The 21,288-nt window shown below is 44.3% G+C and carries 23 protein-coding genes and 1 tRNA gene; 19 read left to right on the forward strand and 5 right to left on the reverse strand.

Annotated features, from left to right (window positions below; translation table 11 throughout):
- Positions 1-40 precede the first annotated feature (40 nt).
- The 15 genes from NC238_07355 (at position 41) to NC238_07425 (ending at position 13,231) form a co-directional block, all read left to right on the forward strand.
- Entirely contained in the window at positions 41-1,210 is a 1,170-nt protein-coding gene (locus tag NC238_07355) for a pyridoxal phosphate-dependent aminotransferase (protein MCM1565756.1), read from the forward strand.
- A gap of 455 nt (positions 1,211-1,665) precedes the next feature.
- Positions 1,666-3,558, forward strand: a complete 1,893-nt coding sequence (locus NC238_07360; GenBank protein ID MCM1565757.1) for an NADH-quinone oxidoreductase subunit L — start codon at positions 1,666-1,668, stop codon at positions 3,556-3,558.
- Positions 3,555-4,412 (forward strand): NADH-quinone oxidoreductase subunit H, encoded by an 858-nt coding sequence (locus NC238_07365; GenBank protein ID MCM1565758.1) that lies wholly within the window; start codon positions 3,555-3,557, stop codon positions 4,410-4,412. The genes NC238_07360 and NC238_07365 overlap by 4 nt, the downstream gene beginning before the upstream one ends.
- A 63-nt stretch (positions 4,413-4,475) precedes the next feature.
- Positions 4,476-4,913, forward strand: coding sequence for an NADH-quinone oxidoreductase subunit B family protein (locus NC238_07370; GenBank protein ID MCM1565759.1), 438 nt, complete (start codon positions 4,476-4,478; stop codon positions 4,911-4,913).
- Positions 4,914-5,276, forward strand: a complete 363-nt coding sequence (locus tag NC238_07375) for an NADH-quinone oxidoreductase subunit C (protein ID MCM1565760.1) — start codon at positions 4,914-4,916, stop codon at positions 5,274-5,276.
- 15 nt (positions 5,277-5,291) lie between these two features.
- Complete coding sequence (locus NC238_07380; protein ID MCM1565761.1) at positions 5,292-6,371, forward strand: nickel-dependent hydrogenase large subunit; 1,080 nt, start codon at positions 5,292-5,294, stop codon at positions 6,369-6,371.
- A gap of 10 nt (positions 6,372-6,381) precedes the next feature.
- Positions 6,382-6,804 carry a 4Fe-4S dicluster domain-containing protein gene (locus tag NC238_07385; GenBank protein ID MCM1565762.1) on the forward strand — a complete coding sequence of 141 codons (423 nt, stop codon included), beginning with the start codon at positions 6,382-6,384 and terminating at the stop codon, positions 6,802-6,804.
- Positions 6,797-7,144 carry a hydrogenase maturation nickel metallochaperone HypA gene (gene hypA / locus NC238_07390; GenBank protein MCM1565763.1) on the forward strand — a complete coding sequence of 116 codons (348 nt, stop codon included), beginning with the start codon at positions 6,797-6,799 and terminating at the stop codon, positions 7,142-7,144. The genes NC238_07385 and hypA overlap by 8 nt, the downstream gene beginning before the upstream one ends.
- Before the next feature lie 15 nt (positions 7,145-7,159).
- The gene (hypB, locus tag NC238_07395; protein ID MCM1565764.1) at positions 7,160-7,810 is read left to right on the forward strand and encodes a hydrogenase nickel incorporation protein HypB; all 651 of its coding nucleotides are present in this window, start codon (positions 7,160-7,162) and stop codon (positions 7,808-7,810) included.
- Positions 7,811-7,884: 74 nt separating this feature from the next.
- On the forward strand, positions 7,885-8,109 hold the full coding sequence (locus NC238_07400) for a HypC/HybG/HupF family hydrogenase formation chaperone (GenBank protein MCM1565765.1): 225 nt from the start codon (positions 7,885-7,887) through the stop codon (positions 8,107-8,109).
- A complete protein-coding gene (hypD, locus tag NC238_07405; protein MCM1565766.1) occupies positions 8,099-9,145 on the forward strand; it encodes a hydrogenase formation protein HypD in 1,047 nt (348 codons plus the stop codon). Before NC238_07400 ends, hypD begins: the two co-directional genes overlap by 11 nt.
- 196 nt (positions 9,146-9,341) lie before the next feature.
- Positions 9,342-10,331 (forward strand): hydrogenase expression/formation protein HypE, encoded by a 990-nt coding sequence (hypE, locus tag NC238_07410; GenBank protein MCM1565767.1) that lies wholly within the window; start codon positions 9,342-9,344, stop codon positions 10,329-10,331.
- A complete protein-coding gene (locus NC238_07415; GenBank protein MCM1565768.1) occupies positions 10,294-12,231 on the forward strand; it encodes an LTA synthase family protein in 1,938 nt (645 codons plus the stop codon). The genes hypE and NC238_07415 overlap by 38 nt, the downstream gene beginning before the upstream one ends.
- 96 nt (positions 12,232-12,327) lie before the next feature.
- Complete coding sequence (locus NC238_07420; GenBank protein MCM1565769.1) at positions 12,328-12,864, forward strand: nitroreductase family protein; 537 nt, start codon at positions 12,328-12,330, stop codon at positions 12,862-12,864.
- A 52-nt stretch (positions 12,865-12,916) separates the two neighbouring features.
- The gene (locus tag NC238_07425; GenBank protein MCM1565770.1) at positions 12,917-13,231 is read left to right on the forward strand and encodes a zf-TFIIB domain-containing protein; all 315 of its coding nucleotides are present in this window, start codon (positions 12,917-12,919) and stop codon (positions 13,229-13,231) included.
- A 640-nt stretch (positions 13,232-13,871) separates the two neighbouring features.
- Here NC238_07425 and NC238_07430 read toward each other — a convergent pair.
- Positions 13,872-15,245, reverse strand: a complete 1,374-nt coding sequence (locus NC238_07430; GenBank protein ID MCM1565771.1) for a DUF6179 domain-containing protein — start codon at positions 15,243-15,245, stop codon at positions 13,872-13,874.
- Positions 15,239-15,733, reverse strand: coding sequence for a DUF6323 family protein (locus tag NC238_07435; GenBank protein MCM1565772.1), 495 nt, complete (start codon positions 15,731-15,733; stop codon positions 15,239-15,241). Before NC238_07435 ends, NC238_07430 begins: the two co-directional genes overlap by 7 nt.
- 184 nt (positions 15,734-15,917) lie before the next feature.
- On the opposite strand from NC238_07435, the gene NC238_07440 reads away from it, so the two are divergent.
- Positions 15,918-16,391 carry an MGMT family protein gene (locus tag NC238_07440; protein MCM1565773.1) on the forward strand — a complete coding sequence of 158 codons (474 nt, stop codon included), beginning with the start codon at positions 15,918-15,920 and terminating at the stop codon, positions 16,389-16,391.
- A 64-nt stretch (positions 16,392-16,455) separates the two neighbouring features.
- On the opposite strand, the gene NC238_07445 is transcribed toward NC238_07440, so the two are convergent.
- Positions 16,456-16,968 (reverse strand): DoxX family membrane protein, encoded by a 513-nt coding sequence (locus tag NC238_07445; protein ID MCM1565774.1) that lies wholly within the window; start codon positions 16,966-16,968, stop codon positions 16,456-16,458.
- 238 nt (positions 16,969-17,206) lie between these two features.
- On the opposite strand from NC238_07445, the gene NC238_07450 reads away from it, so the two are divergent.
- Complete coding sequence (locus tag NC238_07450; GenBank protein MCM1565775.1) at positions 17,207-17,422, forward strand: hypothetical protein; 216 nt, start codon at positions 17,207-17,209, stop codon at positions 17,420-17,422.
- Between the two features lie 211 nt (positions 17,423-17,633).
- Here NC238_07450 and NC238_07455 read toward each other — a convergent pair.
- A tRNA-Trp gene (locus NC238_07455) sits at positions 17,634-17,707 on the reverse strand.
- 222 nt (positions 17,708-17,929) lie between these two features.
- Between NC238_07455 and NC238_07460 the strand changes: the two genes are divergently transcribed.
- Both NC238_07460 and NC238_07465 read left to right on the forward strand, forming a co-directional pair.
- The gene (locus NC238_07460; GenBank protein MCM1565776.1) at positions 17,930-18,763 is read left to right on the forward strand and encodes a PHP domain-containing protein; all 834 of its coding nucleotides are present in this window, start codon (positions 17,930-17,932) and stop codon (positions 18,761-18,763) included.
- Between the two features lie 37 nt (positions 18,764-18,800).
- Entirely contained in the window at positions 18,801-21,098 is a 2,298-nt protein-coding gene (locus NC238_07465) for a DNA translocase FtsK (GenBank protein MCM1565777.1), read from the forward strand.
- 103 nt (positions 21,099-21,201) lie between these two features.
- Here NC238_07465 and NC238_07470 read toward each other — a convergent pair.
- Positions 21,202-21,288, reverse strand: an 87-nt coding sequence (locus NC238_07470) for an IS3 family transposase (GenBank protein MCM1565778.1), incomplete at its 5' end; no start/stop codon positions are given.

The raw sequence follows: 21,288 nt of genomic DNA on the forward strand, positions 1-21,288 counted from the left end.
TATAATGAAATAATCAACTTGAGGATGGAGATATAGTATTATGCGTATGATATTTGCAGACCGGATGAACAGACTGGGCAGTGAGACGGCTTTTGAAATGCTGGCGAAGGCCAATGTTTTGGAAGCGCAGGGAAGGGAAATTGTTCACCTTGAGATTGGTGAACCGGATTTTCCGACGTTGCCCAATATCATAGAAAAAGGAATGGAATGCCTGCGGGCCGGCATGACAAAATATACACCTTCTTCAGGCCTGCTGGAGGCAAGACAGGCGGTTGCGGATTATGCGGGCAAAAAAAGAGGCTATGAAATCGACCCTCAGGAAGTGGTCATGACGGCGGGCGGCAAGCCGATTATGTTTTACGCCATTTTGGCTACGGTTAACCCCGGAGATGAGGTCATTTATCCGAATCCGGGTTTCCCTATTTATGAATCCGTCATTAAGTTCGTTGGCGGGGTACCGGTACCGATCCCGCTGCGTGAAGAGAACGAGTTCAGAATGGATATCCAGGAATTCAAATCCCTCGTGACAGACAAAACCAAAATGGTGATTATCAACTCGCCGCAAAACCCAACCGGTGGGATGCTGACGAAAGAAGACTATCAGGAAATCGCCGATTTTTTGGCCGACCGCAATATTGTGATTCTCTCGGATGAGATTTATGAAAATGTCGTCTATGAAGAGCCGTCATTCTCGATCTCTTCGCTGCCGCATATGAGAGAAAAAACAATCATACTGAACGGATTCTCGAAGACCTATGCGATGACCGGCTGGCGCGCCGGGTACGGCATCATGCCGAAGGAAGCCGCCCAGCAAATTGGCAAGCTCGTTGTGAACAGTACTTCCTGTCTGGCAGGTTTTACACAGATGGCTTGTATTGAGGCCCTGACAGGACCGCAGGATGAAGTCTTGAGAAGAGCAGAGCAATTCAAAATCAGAAGGGACCGGATCGTTGACGGACTGAATGCCATCAGTGGGGTTACCTGTCTGAAACCACGCGGTGCCTTTTACGTGTTTCCGAATATCAAAGCTTTTGGAAAAACCAGCAAGGAGATGGCCGAGTACCTGTTAAACGAAGCAGGTGTTGCGACCCTCTGGGGCAGTTCGTTCGGGGAATACGGCGAAGGATATCTGAGGATTTCCTATGCGAATTCCCTGGAGAATCTTGAAAAAGCTGTAAGCCAAATTGATACTGCTCTGAGGAAGTTATAGTTGATGTTGCTCTGAAAAAGTTATTATAGATATTTTGAACCAAACTAACGGTGCAGTATGAGGCTGCACCGTTAGTTTGGTTCGCCCTGTATTTCAGGTAACTGAAGAGAAGAGCATGAAATAGCATAGTAAAGCATACGGAAGGATCCAGAAGATAGCAGAGAGATTCCAAGGGATATATCGGAGCACAAAGAGCCAGAAAATTCAGAATAATTTAATATATTCTCAAAAAAGTTTAGGAAATTGTTGCAATATTGTTGAAATTATCGAAGCAAGTCCTTATACTAAATACTAAACTTGGTTTGAAATGAGTATGAAACCATATTTTATATTATTTGGAAAGGGGGACATAATAATTTGCAGAAAGCAGAATAAGAACTGGGCACCTTATTTTGCTATCAAGTTCATGATTGAGGTTAATAAATGATTTAATAATTGAGGGGAAAGAGGACACTATGAACACAGTGCTATTTCTTATTTTGTTTCCAATTGTTGTTGCACTGCTTTTGCTTATCCTGCCGCAGCCGGCTGTCCGGAAAGTCATTGTGGTGCTGTCAACAATCATTCTGACTGTAGCATCAGTATATCTGGTTGTTCAGTATTTTAACACAGGGACAGTATTTTTTAATCTGGATAATCAATATATTGATCTTGGAATATTTGCTATTGAGATCATTCTTGCAGTCATTGTCATTGGGATTTCGCTGAAATACAAACAGTATCTGGCTGGGCTTTTGATGCTAACCAGTGCTGCAATTATGATATGGTTTGAAGGTTCTTATGGGGAAGAGATCCAGACATCGTATAATTTATTTGTTGATAACCTCTCTTTGATCATGACACTGATCATTGGAATCATCAGTAGTTTGATAGCCGTATTTGCTATCGGCTATATGAAGGATTATCATCATCATCACAAGGAAGTAAAAGACAGGACCCCATTTTTCTTTTTTGTTGTCTTCGTCTTTTTAGGAGCGATGTATGGGGTTGTTTTTGCCAACAATCTGATGTGGCTCTATTTCTTTTGGGAAATCACCACATTCAGTTCATTCTTCCTGATCGGCTACAGCCGTGAAGAAATTGCGGTTAAGAATGCGTTCAGGGCTTTAAACATGAACCTGCTTGGCGGACTTGGTTTTTCCATCGCCATTGTTTACTTATTTATCAATGCGCATACGATTGAGCTGAACATGCTGCCGGAGCTTGCGTCTACCGTAGTGCTTCTGCCGACAGCGTTACTTGCGTTTGCCGGGATGACGAAATCTGCCCAGATGCCGTTTTCTTCCTGGCTGCTCGGTGCGATGGTTGCGCCGACCCCTGTTTCCGCACTGCTCCATTCCAGTACCATGATTAAAGCCGGCGTGTACTTAATCATCAGACTTTCACCGGTTTTTGCTTTTGTTGACGGTGGTTCAATGGTCGGACTGTTTGTCGCGATGGTTGGGGCGGTGACATTTGTCCTGACAGCCTTTATGGCCATCTCCCAGTCGGATGCCAAACGTGTACTCGCGTATTCGACGATTTCCAATCTTGGCCTGATTATTGTTTGCGCGGGCATTGGGACCTATCAATTGATGTGGGCTGCGATCATGCTTGTGATCTTCCATGCGATTGCCAAGTCTTTGCTGTTCCTGTCTGTAGGTACAGTCGAGCATAACATCGGTGACCGTATCATCGAGTCCATGGACGGACTGATTACCAAAATGCCGAAGATTGCGATTGGAATGGTCATCGGGATTGCGGGAATGTTTCTTGCTCCGTTCGGTATGCTGATCAGTAAGTGGGCAGCGCTCGAAGGGCTGGTTACAGCAAATCCGGTACTCACGGTATTTGTGGCCTTTGGAAGTGCCGCAACTTTATTCTTCTGGACAAAGTGGCTTGGTAAGCTTTTGATGGTGAAAGAAAGACCGCTGGAATTCCAGTCAAAGGTCCCAGGGACAGAACGCTTCACGCTGACTACGCTTGCTATTTTGACAGTTGGGGTTTGTCTGCTGTTCCCGCTCATCTCGAAATATTCTCTGGAGCCGTTTATTGCGTCCATCTATAATCAGACCTACCTACTGGATCAGGGAAATGTCATTATTCTGCTGATTATGGTTGGCCTGATGGTCGTTCTGCCTGTTGGTCTGTCGTTCACGTACAAGAATGTTCAGTATAAGCCGCAATACCTGGCGGGACTCAATACTCCCGAAAAAGAGAAGTTTTATGGTTCTCTGGGTCTTACAAGAGAAATAACGATGAGGAGTTTCTATCTGGAAAATATTTTCGGTGAGAGCAAACTGTTTAAACTTGGTGTTGTAATCAGTATTGTTCTAATCATCATAATGTTTGGGGTGGGGATCATATGAGTGGAAATTATGCATGGTTAATGGTCATTCTCTATATCATTCTGGCCCCGTTCATCGGTGGTTTGATTGCCGGGGTGGATCGCAGGATATCTGCCAGGATGCAGAGCAGATACGGTCCGCCGATTCTGCAGCCTTTCTATGATATTTTTAAATTGATGAACAAAAGCAGTATTGCGGTAAATCCGCAGCAGAGGCTGTACATCATCTGTTTCATCGTTTTTGTAATTATCTCGGGAGCGATCTTCTTTGGCGGTGGAGACTTGCTGCTGGCGATTTTCGCTTTGACGCTGGCCAGTATCTTCCTGATTATTGCGGCCTACTCTACTTTTTCACCGTACGCCTATATCGGTGCAGAGAGAGAAATGCTGCAGATCATGGCCTATGAGCCGATGGTCATTTTAACGACTGTAGGAATGTACATGGTGACGAAAAGTTTTAATGTTTGGGACATCGCAATGTATGACCAACCGCTGCTTTACAGTCTGCCAGGTATTTTTCTTGGATTCCTGTTTATCCTAACCATTAAATTCCGTAAATCACCTTTTGATATATCGATGTCTCATCATGCGCACCAGGAGATTGTCCGCGGGATTATCACGGAATTTTCCGGGACGGATTTGGCGTTGATCGAGATTGCCCACTGGTATGAAAATGTCTTCCTGTTGGGTATTGTCTGTCTGTTCTTTGCGTCGAGCCCGATCATTGCCTTGATCCTGGCGATCATCGTCTATTTCCTGGAGATCTGGATTGATAACAACTATTCCCGTCTTAAATGGCAGTCCGTGCTCGGAAGCGCCTGGATCGTTGCACTTGTGCTCGGCGTAGGCAACATCGCGTACCTAGCCCTTAGATGATACTGCTGGCTGGCCTAATGCCACAGACCAACCCCCGATTAATAAGGATTGGAGTGAAATAATTTGTCATACTTGCCGAAGTCTCCTTGGCTGGTCCATTACGACGCCTCCAGCTGCAACGGCTGTGACATCGAAGTACTGGCTTGTCTGACGCCTTTATATGATGTCGAGCGTTTTGGCGTTTTGAATATTGGCAATCCAAAGCATGCCGATATTTTTGTCGTGACAGGATCTGTCAATGAACAAAATAAAGAGGTCATAAAAAATATTTATAACCAGATGGCTGATCCGAAAGTTGTTGTGGCGATCGGAGCCTGTGCCACTTCCGGAGGAATCTTCCGTGAATGCTATAATGTCCAGGGCGGAATCGATAACGTTATTCCGGTAGATGTGTATGTCCCTGGGTGTGCTGCCAGACCTGAAGCAATCATTGACGGTGTCGTTCAGGCTTTGGGAGTTCTTGAGGAAAAATATCAGAACTTGAGGAAGGTGGCGAAATAGATGACGGAACGTATCATTAATCCGGTTACAGCTGAAGAGCTTGTTGATCGTGCGAAGCAGTATCTGCAGAATGGGTATCGCCTGATCCAAATCTGCTGTACCAAAACGCCATCGGAAATGTATTTGCTTTATTCGTTTGAAAAGCTGGACTTGACTTTGGAAAATCTGAGATTGGATGTCCAGTCTGGCGATACTATTCCGAGTATCAGTGATGTGTATTTTGCCGCGTTTCTTTATGAAAACGAGATTCATGATCTCTATGGTATTAATGTCAGTGGCATGGCGGTTGATTTTCAGGGGACATTTTACGAGACGGCAGTTAAGCAGCCTTTCAACATAATTGCCGCAGATATGAAAGAATAGGAGAGGGATGGTAATATGGGTGAGCGAACAATAATTCCATTTGGCCCTCAGCATCCGGTACTGCCTGAACCGCTCCATCTCGATCTTATTATGGAAGATGAGAAAGTAGTTGGCGCAGTTCCTTCGATCGGGTTTGTGCACAGGGGCTTGGAAAAGCTGGTTGAAAAAAGAGATTTTAATGAAATGATTTATGTCATTGAACGTATCTGCGGGATCTGCAGTTTTATTCATGGACAGTCCTATGCCCAGACGCTGGAAGGCCTGATGGGCGTGGACATTCCGCCCCGTGCCAAATATCTGCGTACCATCTGGGCGGAACTTTCCAGGGTACACAGCCACTTGCTCTGGCTCGGTCTCATGGCCGATGCTTATGGCTTTGAAAGCCTGTTTATGCATTGCTGGCGGATACGGGAGAAAGTACTCGATATTTTTGAAGAGACCACCGGCGGCAGGGTTATATTTAGTGTATGTAAAATTGGCGGGGTCTGGAAGGATATTGACAACGACACATTGAATAGAATAAAGGTTATTGTCAAAGACATCGGGGAGGAAGCCAAAGCGGTGACGGATGTATTTGTACGGGACTATTCCGTTCAGAAGAGAACCAGAGGCATAGGCGTCGTGACTTATCAGGAAGCGATCGATCTGGGTGCCGTTGGTCCAACCCTGAGGGGCAGTGGTGTTGTTCAGGATATGCGTACCTTAGGCTATGCCGCTTACGGTGATCTGAATTTTGAGCCAATCGTCGAAAAAGACGGTGACTGCTACGCCCGCACCGTGGTTCGGGTGCGTGAAGTATACCAGTCTCTGGATCTCATTCGCCAGTGTATTGAAAAAATACCTGACGGCGAGGTGGATATGAAGGTAAAAGGCAATCCGAGCGGAGAATATATTTCACGTATGGAGCAGCCCCGCGGTCAGACTTTCTACTACGCTAAAGGCAACGGTACAAAATACTTGGAGAGGTTCAGAGTCAGAACACCAACGTTTGCGAATATCCCGACGCTGTTGAAAATACTGCCAGGCGCAGACCTTGCAGATGTTCCGGTGCTGGCATTGACCATCGATCCTTGTATCAGCTGTACGGAAAGGTAGGGAGAGACGCATGGCTTTTAATGTAATTAACAAGACGATTATGAAAAGTTTATTCAGCAAACCCGCTACAGCGATGTATCCGGTCATCAAAAATGAGTTTTATCCCAATACGCGCGGCAGCATTGAGATGGCTAAGATAGAAAATTGCTCGTTCTGCGGCATTTGTTCTAAAAGATGTCCGGCCACAGCTATTGAGGTCGGCAAATCCGATAAAAAGTGGGAAATCGATCGTACCCGCTGTATTGTTTGCAATTTTTGTGTTCAGGTATGCCCGAAAAACTGCCTGAATACCCAAAGAAGTTATACTGCACCAATGAGAGATAAATCGAGTAAGTTGTTTACTGCATATGGGCCTGTCGTCCAGGAAGTTAATTCCGGGACAGCTGCTCAGGAAAATCATACACAGGTGGGAACAGCAGAAGAAGATGCATGAATATCCGATTACTGAACAAATCATAAAAATTGCTTCTGAAAAAGCCAAGGAGAATAATGCGCGTAGTATTACGCGCATTACCTTGGTTGTCGGGGAACAGTCCGGCTTTATTGGCGAATCCATTCAGATGTATTTTGACATTATTTCGAAAGACACGCTCTGCGAGGGGGCTGTTCTCGAAATGGAGAATATTAAAGCCAAGTGGTACTGCCCGGACTGCAATATTCATTATGCGCGTCAGCCGTTTTCTTTTGCTTGCCCTGACTGCGGCAATGATGGTATGCCAACAAACATTGGAAAAGAATTCTATGTTAAAGATATAGAAATAGAAACAGAATAAAAAGGGGGGCCTTAAGTGGCTGAAAAAGAAATTCAGGTTGTCCAGAACATTTTTGATGAAAATGACAGGATAGCCTTTGCGACACAGGAAAAACTGGGTAAGATGGGAGTCTTTGTTGTTAATATCATGGGGGCTCCCGGAGCAGGAAAGACCTCGAGCATTATTAATCTAATCCAGCAGCTTTCTGAAAATAAAGTATATGTGATCGAAGGAGATATTGAATCGGATATTGACACGGTCAAGCTCAAAGAGTTAGGTATTGAAGCGATTCAGATCAACACGAATGGAGCATGTCATCTGGATGCGCCTACGATCCAGAGTTCCTTGGACGGATTGTCTTTCGACAAGCCCGGCCTGTTGTTCATTGAAAATATTGGTAATTTGGTCTGCCCGGCAGAATTCCAAATTGGTGAGCATATTAAAATGCTGATTTGTTCAGCAGCCGAGGGCAGCGATAAGCCATATAAATATCCTTTGGCTTTTGAAAAAGCTGATGTGATTTTGCTTACGAAATGTGATTTAAAAACGTATGTTGATTTTAACGATGAATTTTTCCTTAAAGGTGTTAGAGCGCTGAATAAAACTGCACCGGTCTTTGAAGTCAACGCCAAAACCGGACAAGGCTTTGAAGATGTTGCGGGATGGCTGCTGCAGAGAAAAGGCTAAGGACATTCTTTGCTTTTTTAGGTGAACCATAATAGAATAACTACTAGCGGCATTTAAACAGGGTGGTGAACGAAATGTGTGTGGCTGTTCCTGGAAAAGTAGTGGAAGTAAATGATTTTACCGGCAAGGTTGATTTCCAGGGAAATATTATCGATGTCAATATGGCCCTGGTGGATGCCCAAGCAGGTGATTACGTGCTGGTTCATGCAGGATGTGCTATTGAAGTCATTCAGAAGGACACTGCTGATGAGATTTTGGAGTTATTTGCAGAATTGGAGTCACTGAAATATGAATCTTGATAAGATACTGAAAGAGCTTGCCGGTGATCATCAGGAGCTTAAAATCATGGAAGTATGCGGAACTCATACTTCCTCAATCTTTAAAAACGGCATACGCAGTCTGCTTTCTCCAGAGATCAGGCTTATATCCGGCCCTGGCTGTCCGGTGTGCGTAACTCCGGCTTCCTATATTGATAAAGCCATTGAATGGGCCTTAACACCGAACTGTGTGCTGCTTACCTTTGGCGATATGATGAAAGTGCCGGGCTCGGAGAAATCTTTAAGTGAAGCCAAAGCAGACGGGGCCAGGGTCGAGATCATGTACTCACCGCAGGAAGCGCTCAAAAAGGCCGCAGCTAACCCGGAACTTACGTATGTGATCGCCTGTGTCGGCTTTGAGACCACGATTCCATCTTATGCGCTAGTTATTGAGCAGACGGAGCGTTCCGGTCTGACGAATATTAAGTTTTTAACTGCGCTGCGCAAGGTTATGCCGGCTCTTGATTTTATCTGCGCCACGGATAATGAAATATCAGCGTTTATTGCGCCGGGGCATGTCAGCACAATTCTTGGTTCGCAGGCCTATGCTGGTTTGGCGGAGCAGTATATGAAGCCTTTTGCCGTAGCCGGCTTTGAAGGGGAACATATCCTGATCGCAATATATGATTTGGTCAAACAAGTCGAAAATCATAAACACGAAGTGCATAATCTTTATCCTTCCGTGGTTAAGCCCGAAGGGAACGCGGTTGCGTTAGCCTATATCAGCAATTATTTTGAGTCTGGACCGGCTTTTTGGCGCGGGATCGGAGTTATTGAGGATTCCGGTTTATACCTGAATCAAAAATACCGGAAATACGATGCCGGTTCGGCCGATCTTACCGGTGACGCTGCTCAAAAAACGACGAACTGCCGCTGCGGCGAGGTTATCCTTGGCAAGATCAACCCTGACGAGTGCCCAATGTTCGGTAAGGCCTGTACACCGGCCAAAGCGCAGGGGCCCTGTATGGTATCGTCTGAGGGTACCTGCGGCATCTGGTTTCGGTTTACCAGAAAGTAATCCATCCATATATTTTGTAAGTAACGTTTAAACGTTGCTTATGAGAAAATAAGTCGGGAAAATATACTAAGAAGATAGATAAGATAGATAAGATAGATAAGATAGATAAGATAGATAAGATAGATACAGGAAGATAGTTTACAGATGGACTCAGGCAGGCTAAGCAGCCTGTAATGAAAAATGAGTAGGTGAGTAAATGAAGATTGTAATGGCGCATGGGAGCGGCGGCAATGCTACCAGGGAGCTTATCAAAGATCTTTTCCATAAATATTTAGCCAACGATTATCTTGATAAAATGGAAGATTCGGCAATCCTGCCTGTTTCCGAATATCCGCTGGCGATGACCACCGATTCTTTTGTGGTCACGCCTCTGGAATTTCCGGGCGGGGATATCGGCAAGCTTGCTATCTGCGGAACAGTAAACGATCTCTGGATGGCAGGAGCCGAACCTCAGTATCTGACAGCAGGATTTATTCTCGAAGAAGGCCTCGATGTGGATTTGCTTGACCGCGTTGTCGCTTCACTGAGTAGAACGGCTAAGGAAGCAGGCATTAAAATTGTTGCCGGAGATACCAAAGTCGTTCAGGGAAATGGCGGTTTGTATATCAATACAGCTGGTCTGGGTTTCAGAAAAAGCGGCAGGCGGATTGGCACGGATATGATCCGTGAGGGAGATGCGCTTATTGTCAGCGGTGATTTGGGCAACCATCACGCCTGCATCATGTCTCAGCGCATGGAGATTGTCAATTCAATCCAAAGTGACTGTGCAAATCTTGGACCCATGGTTGAAGATTTGCTTCAGGCAGGCATTGAGGTCCGCGCGATGAGGGATATTACCCGGGGGGGCTTGGGCACGGTTCTGAATGAGATTGCCGAAGCTTCGAACCATGCCGTAGAAATCGAGGAGAAAAGCATTCCTGTGGATCCGGAAGTCAAATCCTTCTGTGATATCTTAGGCCTGGATCCACTCTATATGGCCAATGAAGGAAAGTTTCTCTGTATCACTGCTCAGGAACATGCGGAACGGGCTCTGAATATTCTAAAGCAAAATTCTCTTGGCACTAAGGCGAGGCTGATTGGCAGCGTCACAGAGACCGGAAAACCTCTCGTAACGGTGAAAACAAGACTCGGAGGGAAAAGGGTTATCGATGTCTTATATGGTGAAGGCCTTCCAAGGATTTGTTAGAAGCCCTTTAAGAAGCAGGGAACTGTCAGCTAAGGGCTTTCTGATCTGGATTGCAGCCACAGCATTCATCCAGGTCATTGTTGCTGAAATGATCCAACGGGGGGATTTTAAATCAGCTTTTGTATGGATCTATTCCAATCTCCTGGTATTTTTAATGAACGATTTTCTGGCAGTTGTACTTCTGTGTTTTTTTCTTTTTCTTACAGGGAATCTGCGGCTTACGGTCATTTCTTCATCCGTCCTGCTGATTTTACTTTCGGTAACAAATATGGTGAAGAAACAGTTTTTAGGGGATCCTTTGTTTCCCTGGGATTTTGGGAGATTCGATCAGGTTTATAATCTGCTGCCGAAGATTTCTGGAGAAGTGCTGCCGGTCCTTTTTTTTCTTGGCGTGATGATTATCGTCCTCATTCTGGCCGGGGTATTCTTTATTCCGAAATATCGCCTCCGCTTAAGGACCAGAATGGGTGTTCTTGTGGGCGTCGCTATTCTGATTCCATTGCTGGTTTTTTACCGGCATACGCCGATCCAGACGTTGTTTAAAATCGCCGAGATCGAACATATCTACTGGGTCCAAACCCAAAACAGCTTACAGAACGGTTTTCTTCTGGGTTTCATGATGAACACGGAATATATCATGGTTTTGAAGCCGGCCGGCTACAGTGAAGAAACCATCAGCAAGATCACAGCTGAGGCCAAAGCCGGTTCGTCAGCGGCGGCTGCCGGTGTTCAGGACAGCGGAATGAAGCCGGATATTGTTGTCATTCTGGATGAATCTTTCTGGGACCCTACCAGGCTCCCGAAGGTTGCTTTTTCTGAAGATCCGCTTCCCAATTTTAGAAGATTAAGCGATGAGGGAACTTCAGGTCAGATCTTGTCCCCTGTATTCGGAGGAAGTACGGCAAATGTGGAATTTGAGTTTTTGACAGGATTATCGACCAATTTCCTGCCACAGGGAGCGATTGCTTACCAGCAGTATGTCACAAAATCCCTGCCTGCTTTACCGAACTTGCTTCAGCGTTACGGCTACGAGACGACGGCCATTCATCCCTACCACGGCTGGTTCTATGACAGGGACAAGATTTACCCGCTGCTGGGTTTTCAGCACTTTTATAGTCTGGAAGATTTCAACGGGGCAAAAATTGACGGTGAATATATCGCAGATATCGAAGTCAGTAAAAGAATTATTCAAGAACTTCAAACAGCCGATCAGCCGGAATTCATTTTTGCTGTAACGATGCAAAATCACGGTCCTTATCCGGCGGACCGTTACAGTGATCATACGGTTAGTACATCAGGAAGTCTTACATCCGAAGGAAAAGGGATTTTAGATACCTATGCGGAAGGAGTGCGGGATGCAGATGCGTCGCTGGCTTATCTGACTGACTATTTGCGGAAATCGGACAGGCCGACAATCGTCGTTTACTTTGGGGACCACCTGCCTTTTTTGGGCAAAGATTATCAGGTCTATAAAGAAACCGGCTATATTACCGGGAATGAAAATCAATGGTCAACGGAAGATACCTTAAAAATGAAATCGGTCCCGCTGATCATCTGGTCCAACGATCAACCGGACACGGTTGAAACAAAGGCAGATACAGATGCAGATGCGAGTTCTGCGGACACAGCCAAAACGATACGAAGTACCACAGATTTGGGACTTATCAGCCCGTCGTTTCTAGGGGCCTATTTGTTGAAACAGCTAAATTATCCAGGAAATACTATTTTTGAGTATACCAGCCGGATGGCGGATGTCCTGCCTGCTTACGGCAAATCGGTCTTCGTTGACCGGCACGGGCAGACGTACAACGAGCTTCCTTCATCATTCCAGGAAGCAGAAAAAAATTACTGGCTGCTGGAATATGACCTGTTATTTGGAAAGCAATATTCAAAAAAATAAGGCGAACGTTTGAGACGGGTAAAGTTTTTAGCTAGAGTTGATAGATCCTATTTTGTGTATTAGAAGCCAGTGAATATACAGGAAAGAGGGATAAGAATGCTTGATTTGTTATATGATAGAAGAAGTATCCGTAAATACAGTCCGGCCGCAATAGAAAAGGATAAAATCCAAGACCTGGTCAAGGCTGCTTTGTTGGCTCCTTCCGGTAGAGGGATTCAGCCGCAGCGTTTCATCATTGTGGAAGATCATGACCTGCTTCAGAAACTTTCTTTGGCCAGGGAGCACGGATCAGCTTTCTTAAGCGGAGCCCCTTTAGTCATTGTGGTCCTGGCGGACAGCAGTCTGACAGATGTCTGGACCGAAGATGCATCCATAGCTGCGATCATTATTCAATTAGCCGCAAAGTCGATGGGGCTAGGATCCTGCTGGGTTCAGGTCAGAAACAGAAATCAGTCCGAGGGGAAGACCACGGAAGAATATATTCAGGAAGTGCTGAACATACCCCGGGGCTTAAAAGTGGAATGTATGATTGGGCTTGGATATCCTGCTGAACAAAAATTACGCAGGACGGAGCAAGATCTGCAATATCAAAATATATTTGTCAATCAATATGGAACAGAATTTCTAAACTAATATTAAGCGTATAAGCTTATCCTAAAAATAAATTCGTGTGGAGGTGTTGTTCATGGATTGTCCGGTGTGTCATGTGAAATTGCAGATGACGGAACGCAAAGGAGTAGAAATTGATTACTGCCCGCAGTGCCGCGGGATCTGGCTCGATCGCGGCGAATTGGACAAAATTATTGAAAAATCTCAATCCGAGAGCAGTACTCAGGAACGCAGACCTGGATATGTGAATGAATACGGAAATTATGAGCATGAAGACAAACATCATGATCGAGAACATGAGCATGCGTATGATCGGGACCATTACGGCAAAAATTCGAAGCAACGCAGGGGATCTTTTTTAAGTGATTTGTTCGACTTTGGCGGTGACTGATCCATCCCTCAACGAAAAAGTGAGGAATTTATTGCCTGGATAAAAAACAGCAAAAATACAAATTCTAAGGTTGTAAAAGGGTACGTAATGGTTGAGCCAAGATTTTGTTATGCTCTTTCGGGGGTGTAACAGGGTCGGCCAAAGATTGTCTGAAGGTCAAAGGCTTTCAGGCAGTCGGAGGGAAGATTTTTAACGGTTGGGAAAAGCTTTAAGGCAGTCGATTAATTTTTATTGTTTTAGGGTTCCAACCTATCGTTAAGGGTCGAGCTAAGATTATGCTGGGTGTCGTATATTCTATGAGTTTGTAAGTCCGTTACAAAGTTATAGAATTAATGGTTGGCTGCAGCCGTGAGGTTGCTGTCAGCTGTTAAGATATCTTGCATGGTCGAACAAACCATGATCATAGGTGGCGACCTGCTTGGTTATGGTCGAAAGATCATGGCTGGGTAATCAACCATCTATGGTGGTGCAAGGTAGATCATTGCGTGCTCTTTTCAGACTAAGATACATAACAGAAAAAGTATGATGAAGAATACCAGTCTTATTAACGAAAGAAGCAGAGCAGAAGCCCTGCTTCTTTTGCTGAGGCATGAAGCGTTCGAAGGATCGTAAGCCTTTAAGCCGTGGACAAAGTACACGTTTAAATAATTGTTATACCTTCAGCAAGATGAAGCAGGGTAGACAGTTCAGACGGCACAAGGCGGTCTAAAAAGGAAATCAGCCGGATCTGCCATTCTTTTATTTCTCCAATGGCTGCGTGTCCGGAACGGATAAATAATGACGGATCGGGCGCCGGGAATGATTTGATCAGCAGTGCAAGTTCCAGTGCGGTTAAAGAATGATAAACACTGTCATATTCATCTTCAAAAAGACAGGATGCTTCGAGAATGTCTGCCAGGTCGGCGGCACTGCGGATTTCTCTCCGGATGATTGTAAGCTTATCTTCAATATAACGGCATTGTCGGATTTCTTCGGCAATGTCCCGGAATACGTCATCTGCTAATCTAGGTCCGTCTTCAAAAACGAGGGAAGAATGCTCCGATTGTGCTTTTAAAGTAATAAAGACTGCTTCCAACTTCTCATTGCTCAAAGCATTTTTGAGTCTTGCGGCAAATGGAATTATACTTTCTTTCAGTAGCTGAACCAGGCTGCTGTCATCGAGCGTGAGGTCGTCGCTGACTTGCGTCAAAGCATGCTGCAGCCTAAGATCAAGTTCTTGGTCTGGGAGATTTGCTAATTTCTGCTGAAGGTATTCCCGGTCCTGTTGACTGATATTCAATTGACGCGCAGGCTTGCCGGCCAGTACTGAACCAAGTGATTGAGCGAATACCAGCTCAAAAATATTCAGCAGCAAGTCCTCAGAGTGATCGTGATACCCACGCAGCAGACATTGGATGTCTTCGCCGGGGAAATTCAGGCAGAAAGTATCCTCGCGGTATAATTGCTGCAAGTAATGATGAATATAGACAATCCCCGTTGAATCCATCTGATCATTGCTAAGCGGGTAATCGGTTGAACCGGGTGTTTCGTGCGCAGCGAATTCCGGATCGTAAGCTGTAAAAAATGCAGGAATGCTATTTTCGAGCGTGTCGCTATAGGCCTGGTTAATAAAGGTCAAACCGTTATGATTAATTACAGACAGAAGTGTTTTGGCTTCACTGATGCGAAGATTAATAATGTTTCTGCCTTCCTGAAACAGATCGTTGATTTGGTCTTGTCTGAGACAATCCAGACAGAGACCGGGATTAGAAAGGCTCTTCAGATAGATACCGATCGTATACAGGATGGACAGCATGATACTTTGCGCTGTTTCCGACTTTACGGAGCAGCTGTCCCCATGTGTAAACCTTTTCAGTTGTTTCGTCAGGAGTTTAATGATTTGTGTTTGCATATGCTGAAGTTCAACGTCAGTCAGCAGTCCATGCTGAAGAGCCTGTTCCAAAAGTGACTGAAGAACAGCGCTTTCAGGAAGAGACATATTCAATACCGCGTTTTTTCTGAGTATATTCACCATACGTCTGCCTCCTCATTGTCAGGATCATCTTCGTTGGGGTGTACGTTCCAATAATCCGTCAGGCCATAGCGGATATTACGGGCAAGCGCTTCCAGTTCGCGGTTTTGCAGCAGCTCAAGCGAGCCCTGACAGTTCCCGTCGAAATAAACCTTCATCAGTCCGATCAACTCATCGTCGCTTATTTCATCAAGCGTCTCATTCTTAAAATAATAAAATGTCTCAACCAGGTCATTTAGGGCATAGGCATAATTGTGACAGGAGAGAAAAGGGGAATCACAAAAGCGGAGAATGAGCTTATTAATCATGCCGCCTGCAAATTCAACCCGTCCGAAGCTGCGAAGAGAATGAGCCCGTGTTTCTACAAGCTCCAAGGCTTCTGATGCTGAAAGCTGTAAACCAAAGCGGGCCGTCTGTTCGTTACATTCCAGGATCTCATGCACGGCTATCTTGTTGATCATGGCAGGAGGGAGCAGCATAAATGGTTCCATTTCCGACATCCTTTCACTGTTGCATTGATTTAATTAGAGGATGATGCCAAGAGGATATTGACAATCAAAAAGATATGTGATATAGTAAAATAGAAAATTTGTATACAAATATAAATAAAATCTATCAAATTTAAATATACCATTGATCTCTTGAGGAGTCAATGGTTTTTTATGAGGAATAAAAATGGCTAGAAAAACGTTTGATGAAAAGCTGCATCAGGCAAAAAATTTGCCCAGAATAGAATTTATCGGCTATGACGAGAAGATGGCCAAGCGGTTTGGTGCTGGAAATATGTTGATTGCCGCTCCGCTGGAGTACGATGAAGTCATGAAAAGGATACCTCCGGGCAAACTGATTACTTCCGATGAGATCAGAGCTTATCTGGCCAAAAAACATCAAGCCGATTTCACTTGTCAGCTGACAGCAGGGATATTTATCAATATTGCTGCCAACGCCTCGCAGGAACGGCAGGATGCCGGCAGTTCGGATGTTACTCCATACTGGCGAACGCTTAAGAAGGGCGGAGAATTGAATGATAAGTATCCCGGCGGCCTGGATCATCAGAAATTTTTGCTGGAGTCTGAGGGACATGCGGTGATCCAAAAAGGGAAAAAATATTTTCTAAAAGAATTTGAAAAATCTTTGTTTTTATTATAAAACGAGAGAATATTAAAGACACAGGTCAAGGCCTGTGTCTTTAATATTCCAATTCAAAACTTTGTTACGCAATACCCTGCTTGAGTCGTCGTTTTTTCCACTGGGGTATAAGTATCCTGTCCACTCCCCAGTAGTAGGCAGCTGCGCCGGCCCAAAGCAGTAAAGCTTCCCAGAATAATAACATCGGATTGGTGCTGACAGCACCAGCCAGTAGGTAACTCATGTTCAGAAAGACTGCCGCAAGTAAAACGATGGTCGTGAAGCAACCGAGGATTAATCCCAAGCCAACCAGAAGCTCTCCCCAGGCAATCACATAACCAAACACTTTGGCATTCGGAAGAGCAATATTTTGAATAAATGATGCATACCACCAGGATACATCAGGATGTTGGCCACCGGTTTTAGCGAGGGCTCCTTGTAAAAAACCTGTAACGGCCGCGCCTGCATTCGGGCCTACCCAGGCTGCAGCACTTGCTCCAAAAGTTTTGCCGATACCGGCACTCAGCCACTCCCAGCCAATATATACGCGAATGACGGTCCACACAACCTGCATAAATCGTGATTCTCTCCAGCTCATATTAACCCTCCTTTAATTTTAGTATGGGATTACAAAATCTTTTTATACCGTTTAAATCTTGTAGATGTTCCCAAGTGATCAAAAATACAGAAAAATTGCAAATTAAAAGAAACAAACTATTATAAAAAATAATGTACCATGTCCATTCAAATTTCACATAACTGTCACCATTATTTCACATAAATGACATAATGGATTGTTAACATATTACCTACAATTAATGAAAGGAGTGATAGAATTGGATACGGATAAAGGAAATAAAATTGTTAATGTATTGCTTTGTATTGATCTTCTGATCTTGGTGATTACCGCGCTAACAAATGAAATAATTCCCAAAGAAATCTTTGAAAGCGTCCATGTTATTCCCGGTTTCTTATTAGTTGTTTTAGTGCTATTTCATCTTAGACTTAATAGTAAAAGCTTAAAGAAAAGCAATAAATCAAGTGATACATAGCTTTCAAAATGATCTGAGATCAAAAAGATCATAACCTAAAAAATAGAAATATAAATAAGGGAGTCGGATAATTCCGATTCCCTTATTTTTTTCGTTAGACAATCTAAAAGCTCCGGGGATTTCCCGGAGCTTTTTAAATCAAATGTTACACTTTTGTTACACCTTTTTATTTAAACTTAAATATTAAAATCCTCAAAGCATTGATATTACTTGGCAGGGGATGAAGGAGTTGAACCCTCACTGACGGTTTTGGAGACCGCTGTTCTACCATTAAACTAATCCCCTAAGTGTTTCCTACAGTTGACGACGAAAGCTATTATATCGGAATTACTTGATTGTGTCAACGATAACATTTCAGTGTTAATATTTCAGTCTGCATTTAAATTGATGGCCGATCATACATATAACAATCATTCAAATTTTTTTGAAGGATTTTTGCCGTAAAAAACGAATAAAATAGTATAAAAGAAAACATTATAGCAAATCTTGGCGAGAGGATCGTTACGATTGAAAACTGACCTTCATATTCACACCAATCAGTCTGACGGAAGTCTCAAGGTTGAAGAGATTTTGCAAATTTCTTCTTTAAAAGGGATGGATATTGTCGCCATTACCGATCATGAGACAACATCCGGTGTCACTAAAGCGCAAAACATTGCGCCGGATTACGGAATCCGGATTATACCTGGACTTGAGCTGAATACCTATTACAAGAATCAGGAGATTCACCTGCTAGGCTATTACCGAGACATTAACAATGATTATCTTCAGGAAAAGCTTCAGCAAATCCGTAAAGAGAGAACTGCTGTTACAAAATTAATGCTCGGAAAGTTAAAAGATTTGGGACTGATGCTCGAATGGCAGGAGATTGAAAATACAGCAAGTCTTGAAGGCGTCATCAGCAAGTCTCATATTATTTACGCGATCTGGAATAAAACTGAACGTGATCAGAATCTCACTATTAATTGGGATAATCTTGCGTCCTGTCTCAGGCCCGGCGGAACAGCCTATATACCCTATGAAGGCAACCCCTTTCCTGATGCGGTTGATCTGATTCTCGAAACGGGCGGACTTCCTGTCCTGGCTCATCCGGGACTAATCGACCAGTCCCTGACTGAGGATCTCTTGAGTTACAAGCCGATTGGGATTGAAGTCTATTACGGTTACTGGGTTCAACGTGAAGAGAAGATTACCTATTTTGAACAACTGTCACGAAAATACAGGACTCTCGCAACAGGTGGCAGCGACTATCATGGCTTTTTCAGTCAGGTCGAAATAGGGGAGGTCTCGGTTCCGGAAAAATGTGTACTTAATCTTATGGAATACCTGCAGATCGACTGAGATCAATGATATCAATAAATTTTAGGAGTGGTAAACCTTGAGGCTGGTTGGAAGAATACTTATAAAAGCACTTTCGCTGCTGTATTTTTTTATGTTTCTGATTGGGATCCTGGGCTATTTCGAGATCCAGGAGTTTTCGACCAATGTTTTTAGTTTCTTTAAAGAACTTCTCGGAAATTACGCGCTTGGACTGCCGGTAATTTGTTTGATTTTTGCGGTTGTTTGCTGGCTTATGTCCGGAACAAAGCGTGAACAGGAATTTGACGATGATGACGACGATGATGAATATGATGAATATGATGAATATGATGAATATGATAACAGATATGATGAATATAAACGGAAAAAGAATACAATGAAGGACCGGTCGGCTGACAAGGCCAGATCAACAGAACAAGCAAGATCAGCTGAACTGTCGAAAAGGATCAATACAGCCAGGTCCAGAGAAGCTCAGGCCAACCGGTTGGCGAATAAGGCGGCTTCTGAACCTGAGACAGGCATACCGGTAAGCTTGGCGCGTGAGAATGGCTTTTCATCCTATTTTGCCGAGCGATTGTTTGTGAATGACGAACCAGTCGCAACTAAGGATCACCTGGAGCATTTAGGAGCGAATTTCTCTTCGTATTTTGGCCAAGGAGATAAAAGCTTCTATATCTCGGAAAATACGGTCAGTATGAATGGATTTAAAGACTATTTCAAAGAGAATAAGAAAGATATCAGGAAAAACAATACATTTCCGCTGGAAAGCGCAGATAAGGAGAAGAATCAGGATACACTGCTTCAGAGAAACAACTATTTTCAGGAAAGGCAGCAAGTAACTCCCATAACACAAATGACTGCAGCTGCTCCTGTGACTGAAGAGAGAATTCAATCAAAACCATCGGTAAATATATCTGCAGATATCTCTGCGGGATACGATTACGACGACATCAAAACGAAAGCCTGGATACTGCCGCGGATCGAATTATTGCGGCACAGGGAAAACAGTACCGCAACGGAAGAACGCACAAACCCGGAGCTTCTGGAGGATGTCTTAAGCACATTCGGAGTGACCACAAAAGTTACCAATATCACCGTCGGCCCGGTCATCACACGTTATGAGCTTTCACCTGCTCCGGGAACGAAAATCAGTAAAATTGTTAATCTGGCAGATGATATTGCCCTGGCCATGGCTTCGAGAGATATCCGGATTGAAGCACCGATCCCGGGCAAAGCGGCTGTAGGAATTGAAGTGCCGCGTCAAAAGTCCAGGACTGTCTACTTCAGAGAAGTGATCGGATCTGAATCATTTACGGGTTCCGGCGGTAAGCTGAAAATTGCGCTCGGTAAAGATATTGCGGATCAGCCTGTTATCGGTGAGCTCGGAAAAATGCCGCATTTGCTTGTTGCTGGCGCTACCGGCTCCGGGAAAAGTATTTTTATCAATTGTCTTTTGAATTCTCTGCTGTTTTCCTATACACCGGATCAGGTCAAACTGCTTTTGATCGACCCCAAAATGGTTGAACTTAACCAGTATAACGGCATCCCCCATCTGCTTTCACCGGTCGTTACCGATCCGAAGAAAGCATCCAAATACCTTAAATTCATTGTCAGGGAAATGGAAGACCGCTATGAACTGTTTGCCTCTAGCGGTGTTCGTGACATTGACCACTTTAATAGGAATATGGATAAGCCGTTGCCTTACATTGTCGTCGTGATTGACGAGCTGGCCGATCTTATGATGGTAGCTGCCAATGAAATCGAAGAGGCTATTTGCCGACTTGCTCAAATGGCTAGAGCGGCAGGGATTCATCTGGTCATCGCCACGCAGCGTCCGTCGGTGAATGTTATTACAGGACTTATTAAAGCGAATATCCCAAGCCGGATCTCTTTTGCCGTTTCCTCGCAGATTGATTCCAGAACAATCCTTGATGGGGGCGGTGCCGAGAAATTATTGGGCAAAGGGGACATGCTGTATTCCCCGATTGGCCTGAATAAACCCCAAAGAGTTCACGGCTGCTTTATCGACGAGCAAGAAACAAAAAATGTCATCGAACATTGGAAAAAACAAGGCAGATCGGCTTATGAGCTCGATGAAAATCTGCTCGAAGAAACCACAACCACTGAAAAGCCAGATGAAGATCTTGACGAGCGTTTTGCTGAAGCCGGCGAGCTGGTGATTACATCCGGGATCGCTTCGGTATCTTATCTGCAAAGGCGGCTGAGAGTTGGGTATTCCCGGGCAGCCCGCTTGATGGATATGCTGGAGGACGCCGGCGTCGTTGCCCGCAGTGAGGGCAATAAACCACGGGAGATCCTGATGTCCCTCGAAGATTTTCAAGGTTATTTTTCTTAAGATGACTATTTTCTCCTAATACAACAAACGCTGTAAATTTAAAAAAGGGCTCAGCAAGACGCTTCAAATTTGAACTGAACCCCAAAATCTGGACAGAATATAATTAAGCTGCGCTGGAGGACTGGATCCTGTATTGAACAGGACTCAGTCCTTTCAATTTGCTTTTAATCCTTTTGGTATTGTAGTATTC

Origin of the sequence: Dehalobacter sp. (assembly GCA_023667845.1) — a bacterium.
Lineage (GTDB): Bacteria > Bacillota > Desulfitobacteriia > Desulfitobacteriales > Syntrophobotulaceae > Dehalobacter.

Coding starts and splice junctions, on each gene's coding strand:
- hypA (MCM1565763.1), top strand. CDS start 6,797: ATGCATGAATATCCGATTACTGAACAAATCATAAAAATTGCTTCTGAA.
- NC238_07375 (MCM1565760.1), top strand. CDS start 4,914: ATGACGGAACGTATCATTAATCCGGTTACAGCTGAAGAGCTTGTTGAT.
- NC238_07415 (MCM1565768.1), top strand. CDS start 10,294: ATGTCTTATATGGTGAAGGCCTTCCAAGGATTTGTTAGAAGCCCTTTA.
- NC238_07360 (MCM1565757.1), top strand. CDS start 1,666: ATGAACACAGTGCTATTTCTTATTTTGTTTCCAATTGTTGTTGCACTG.
- NC238_07400 (MCM1565765.1), top strand. CDS start 7,885: ATGTGTGTGGCTGTTCCTGGAAAAGTAGTGGAAGTAAATGATTTTACC.
- NC238_07435 (MCM1565772.1), bottom strand. CDS start 15,733: ATGGAACCATTTATGCTGCTCCCTCCTGCCATGATCAACAAGATAGCC.
- NC238_07445 (MCM1565774.1), bottom strand. CDS start 16,968: ATGAGCTGGAGAGAATCACGATTTATGCAGGTTGTGTGGACCGTCATT.
- NC238_07420 (MCM1565769.1), top strand. CDS start 12,328: ATGCTTGATTTGTTATATGATAGAAGAAGTATCCGTAAATACAGTCCG.
- hypE (MCM1565767.1), top strand. CDS start 9,342: ATGAAGATTGTAATGGCGCATGGGAGCGGCGGCAATGCTACCAGGGAG.
- NC238_07365 (MCM1565758.1), top strand. CDS start 3,555: ATGAGTGGAAATTATGCATGGTTAATGGTCATTCTCTATATCATTCTG.
- hypD (MCM1565766.1), top strand. CDS start 8,099: ATGAATCTTGATAAGATACTGAAAGAGCTTGCCGGTGATCATCAGGAG.
- NC238_07380 (MCM1565761.1), top strand. CDS start 5,292: ATGGGTGAGCGAACAATAATTCCATTTGGCCCTCAGCATCCGGTACTG.
- NC238_07355 (MCM1565756.1), top strand. CDS start 41: ATGCGTATGATATTTGCAGACCGGATGAACAGACTGGGCAGTGAGACG.
- NC238_07440 (MCM1565773.1), top strand. CDS start 15,918: ATGGCTAGAAAAACGTTTGATGAAAAGCTGCATCAGGCAAAAAATTTG.
- NC238_07385 (MCM1565762.1), top strand. CDS start 6,382: ATGGCTTTTAATGTAATTAACAAGACGATTATGAAAAGTTTATTCAGC.
- NC238_07425 (MCM1565770.1), top strand. CDS start 12,917: ATGGATTGTCCGGTGTGTCATGTGAAATTGCAGATGACGGAACGCAAA.
- NC238_07430 (MCM1565771.1), bottom strand. CDS start 15,245: ATGGTGAATATACTCAGAAAAAACGCGGTATTGAATATGTCTCTTCCT.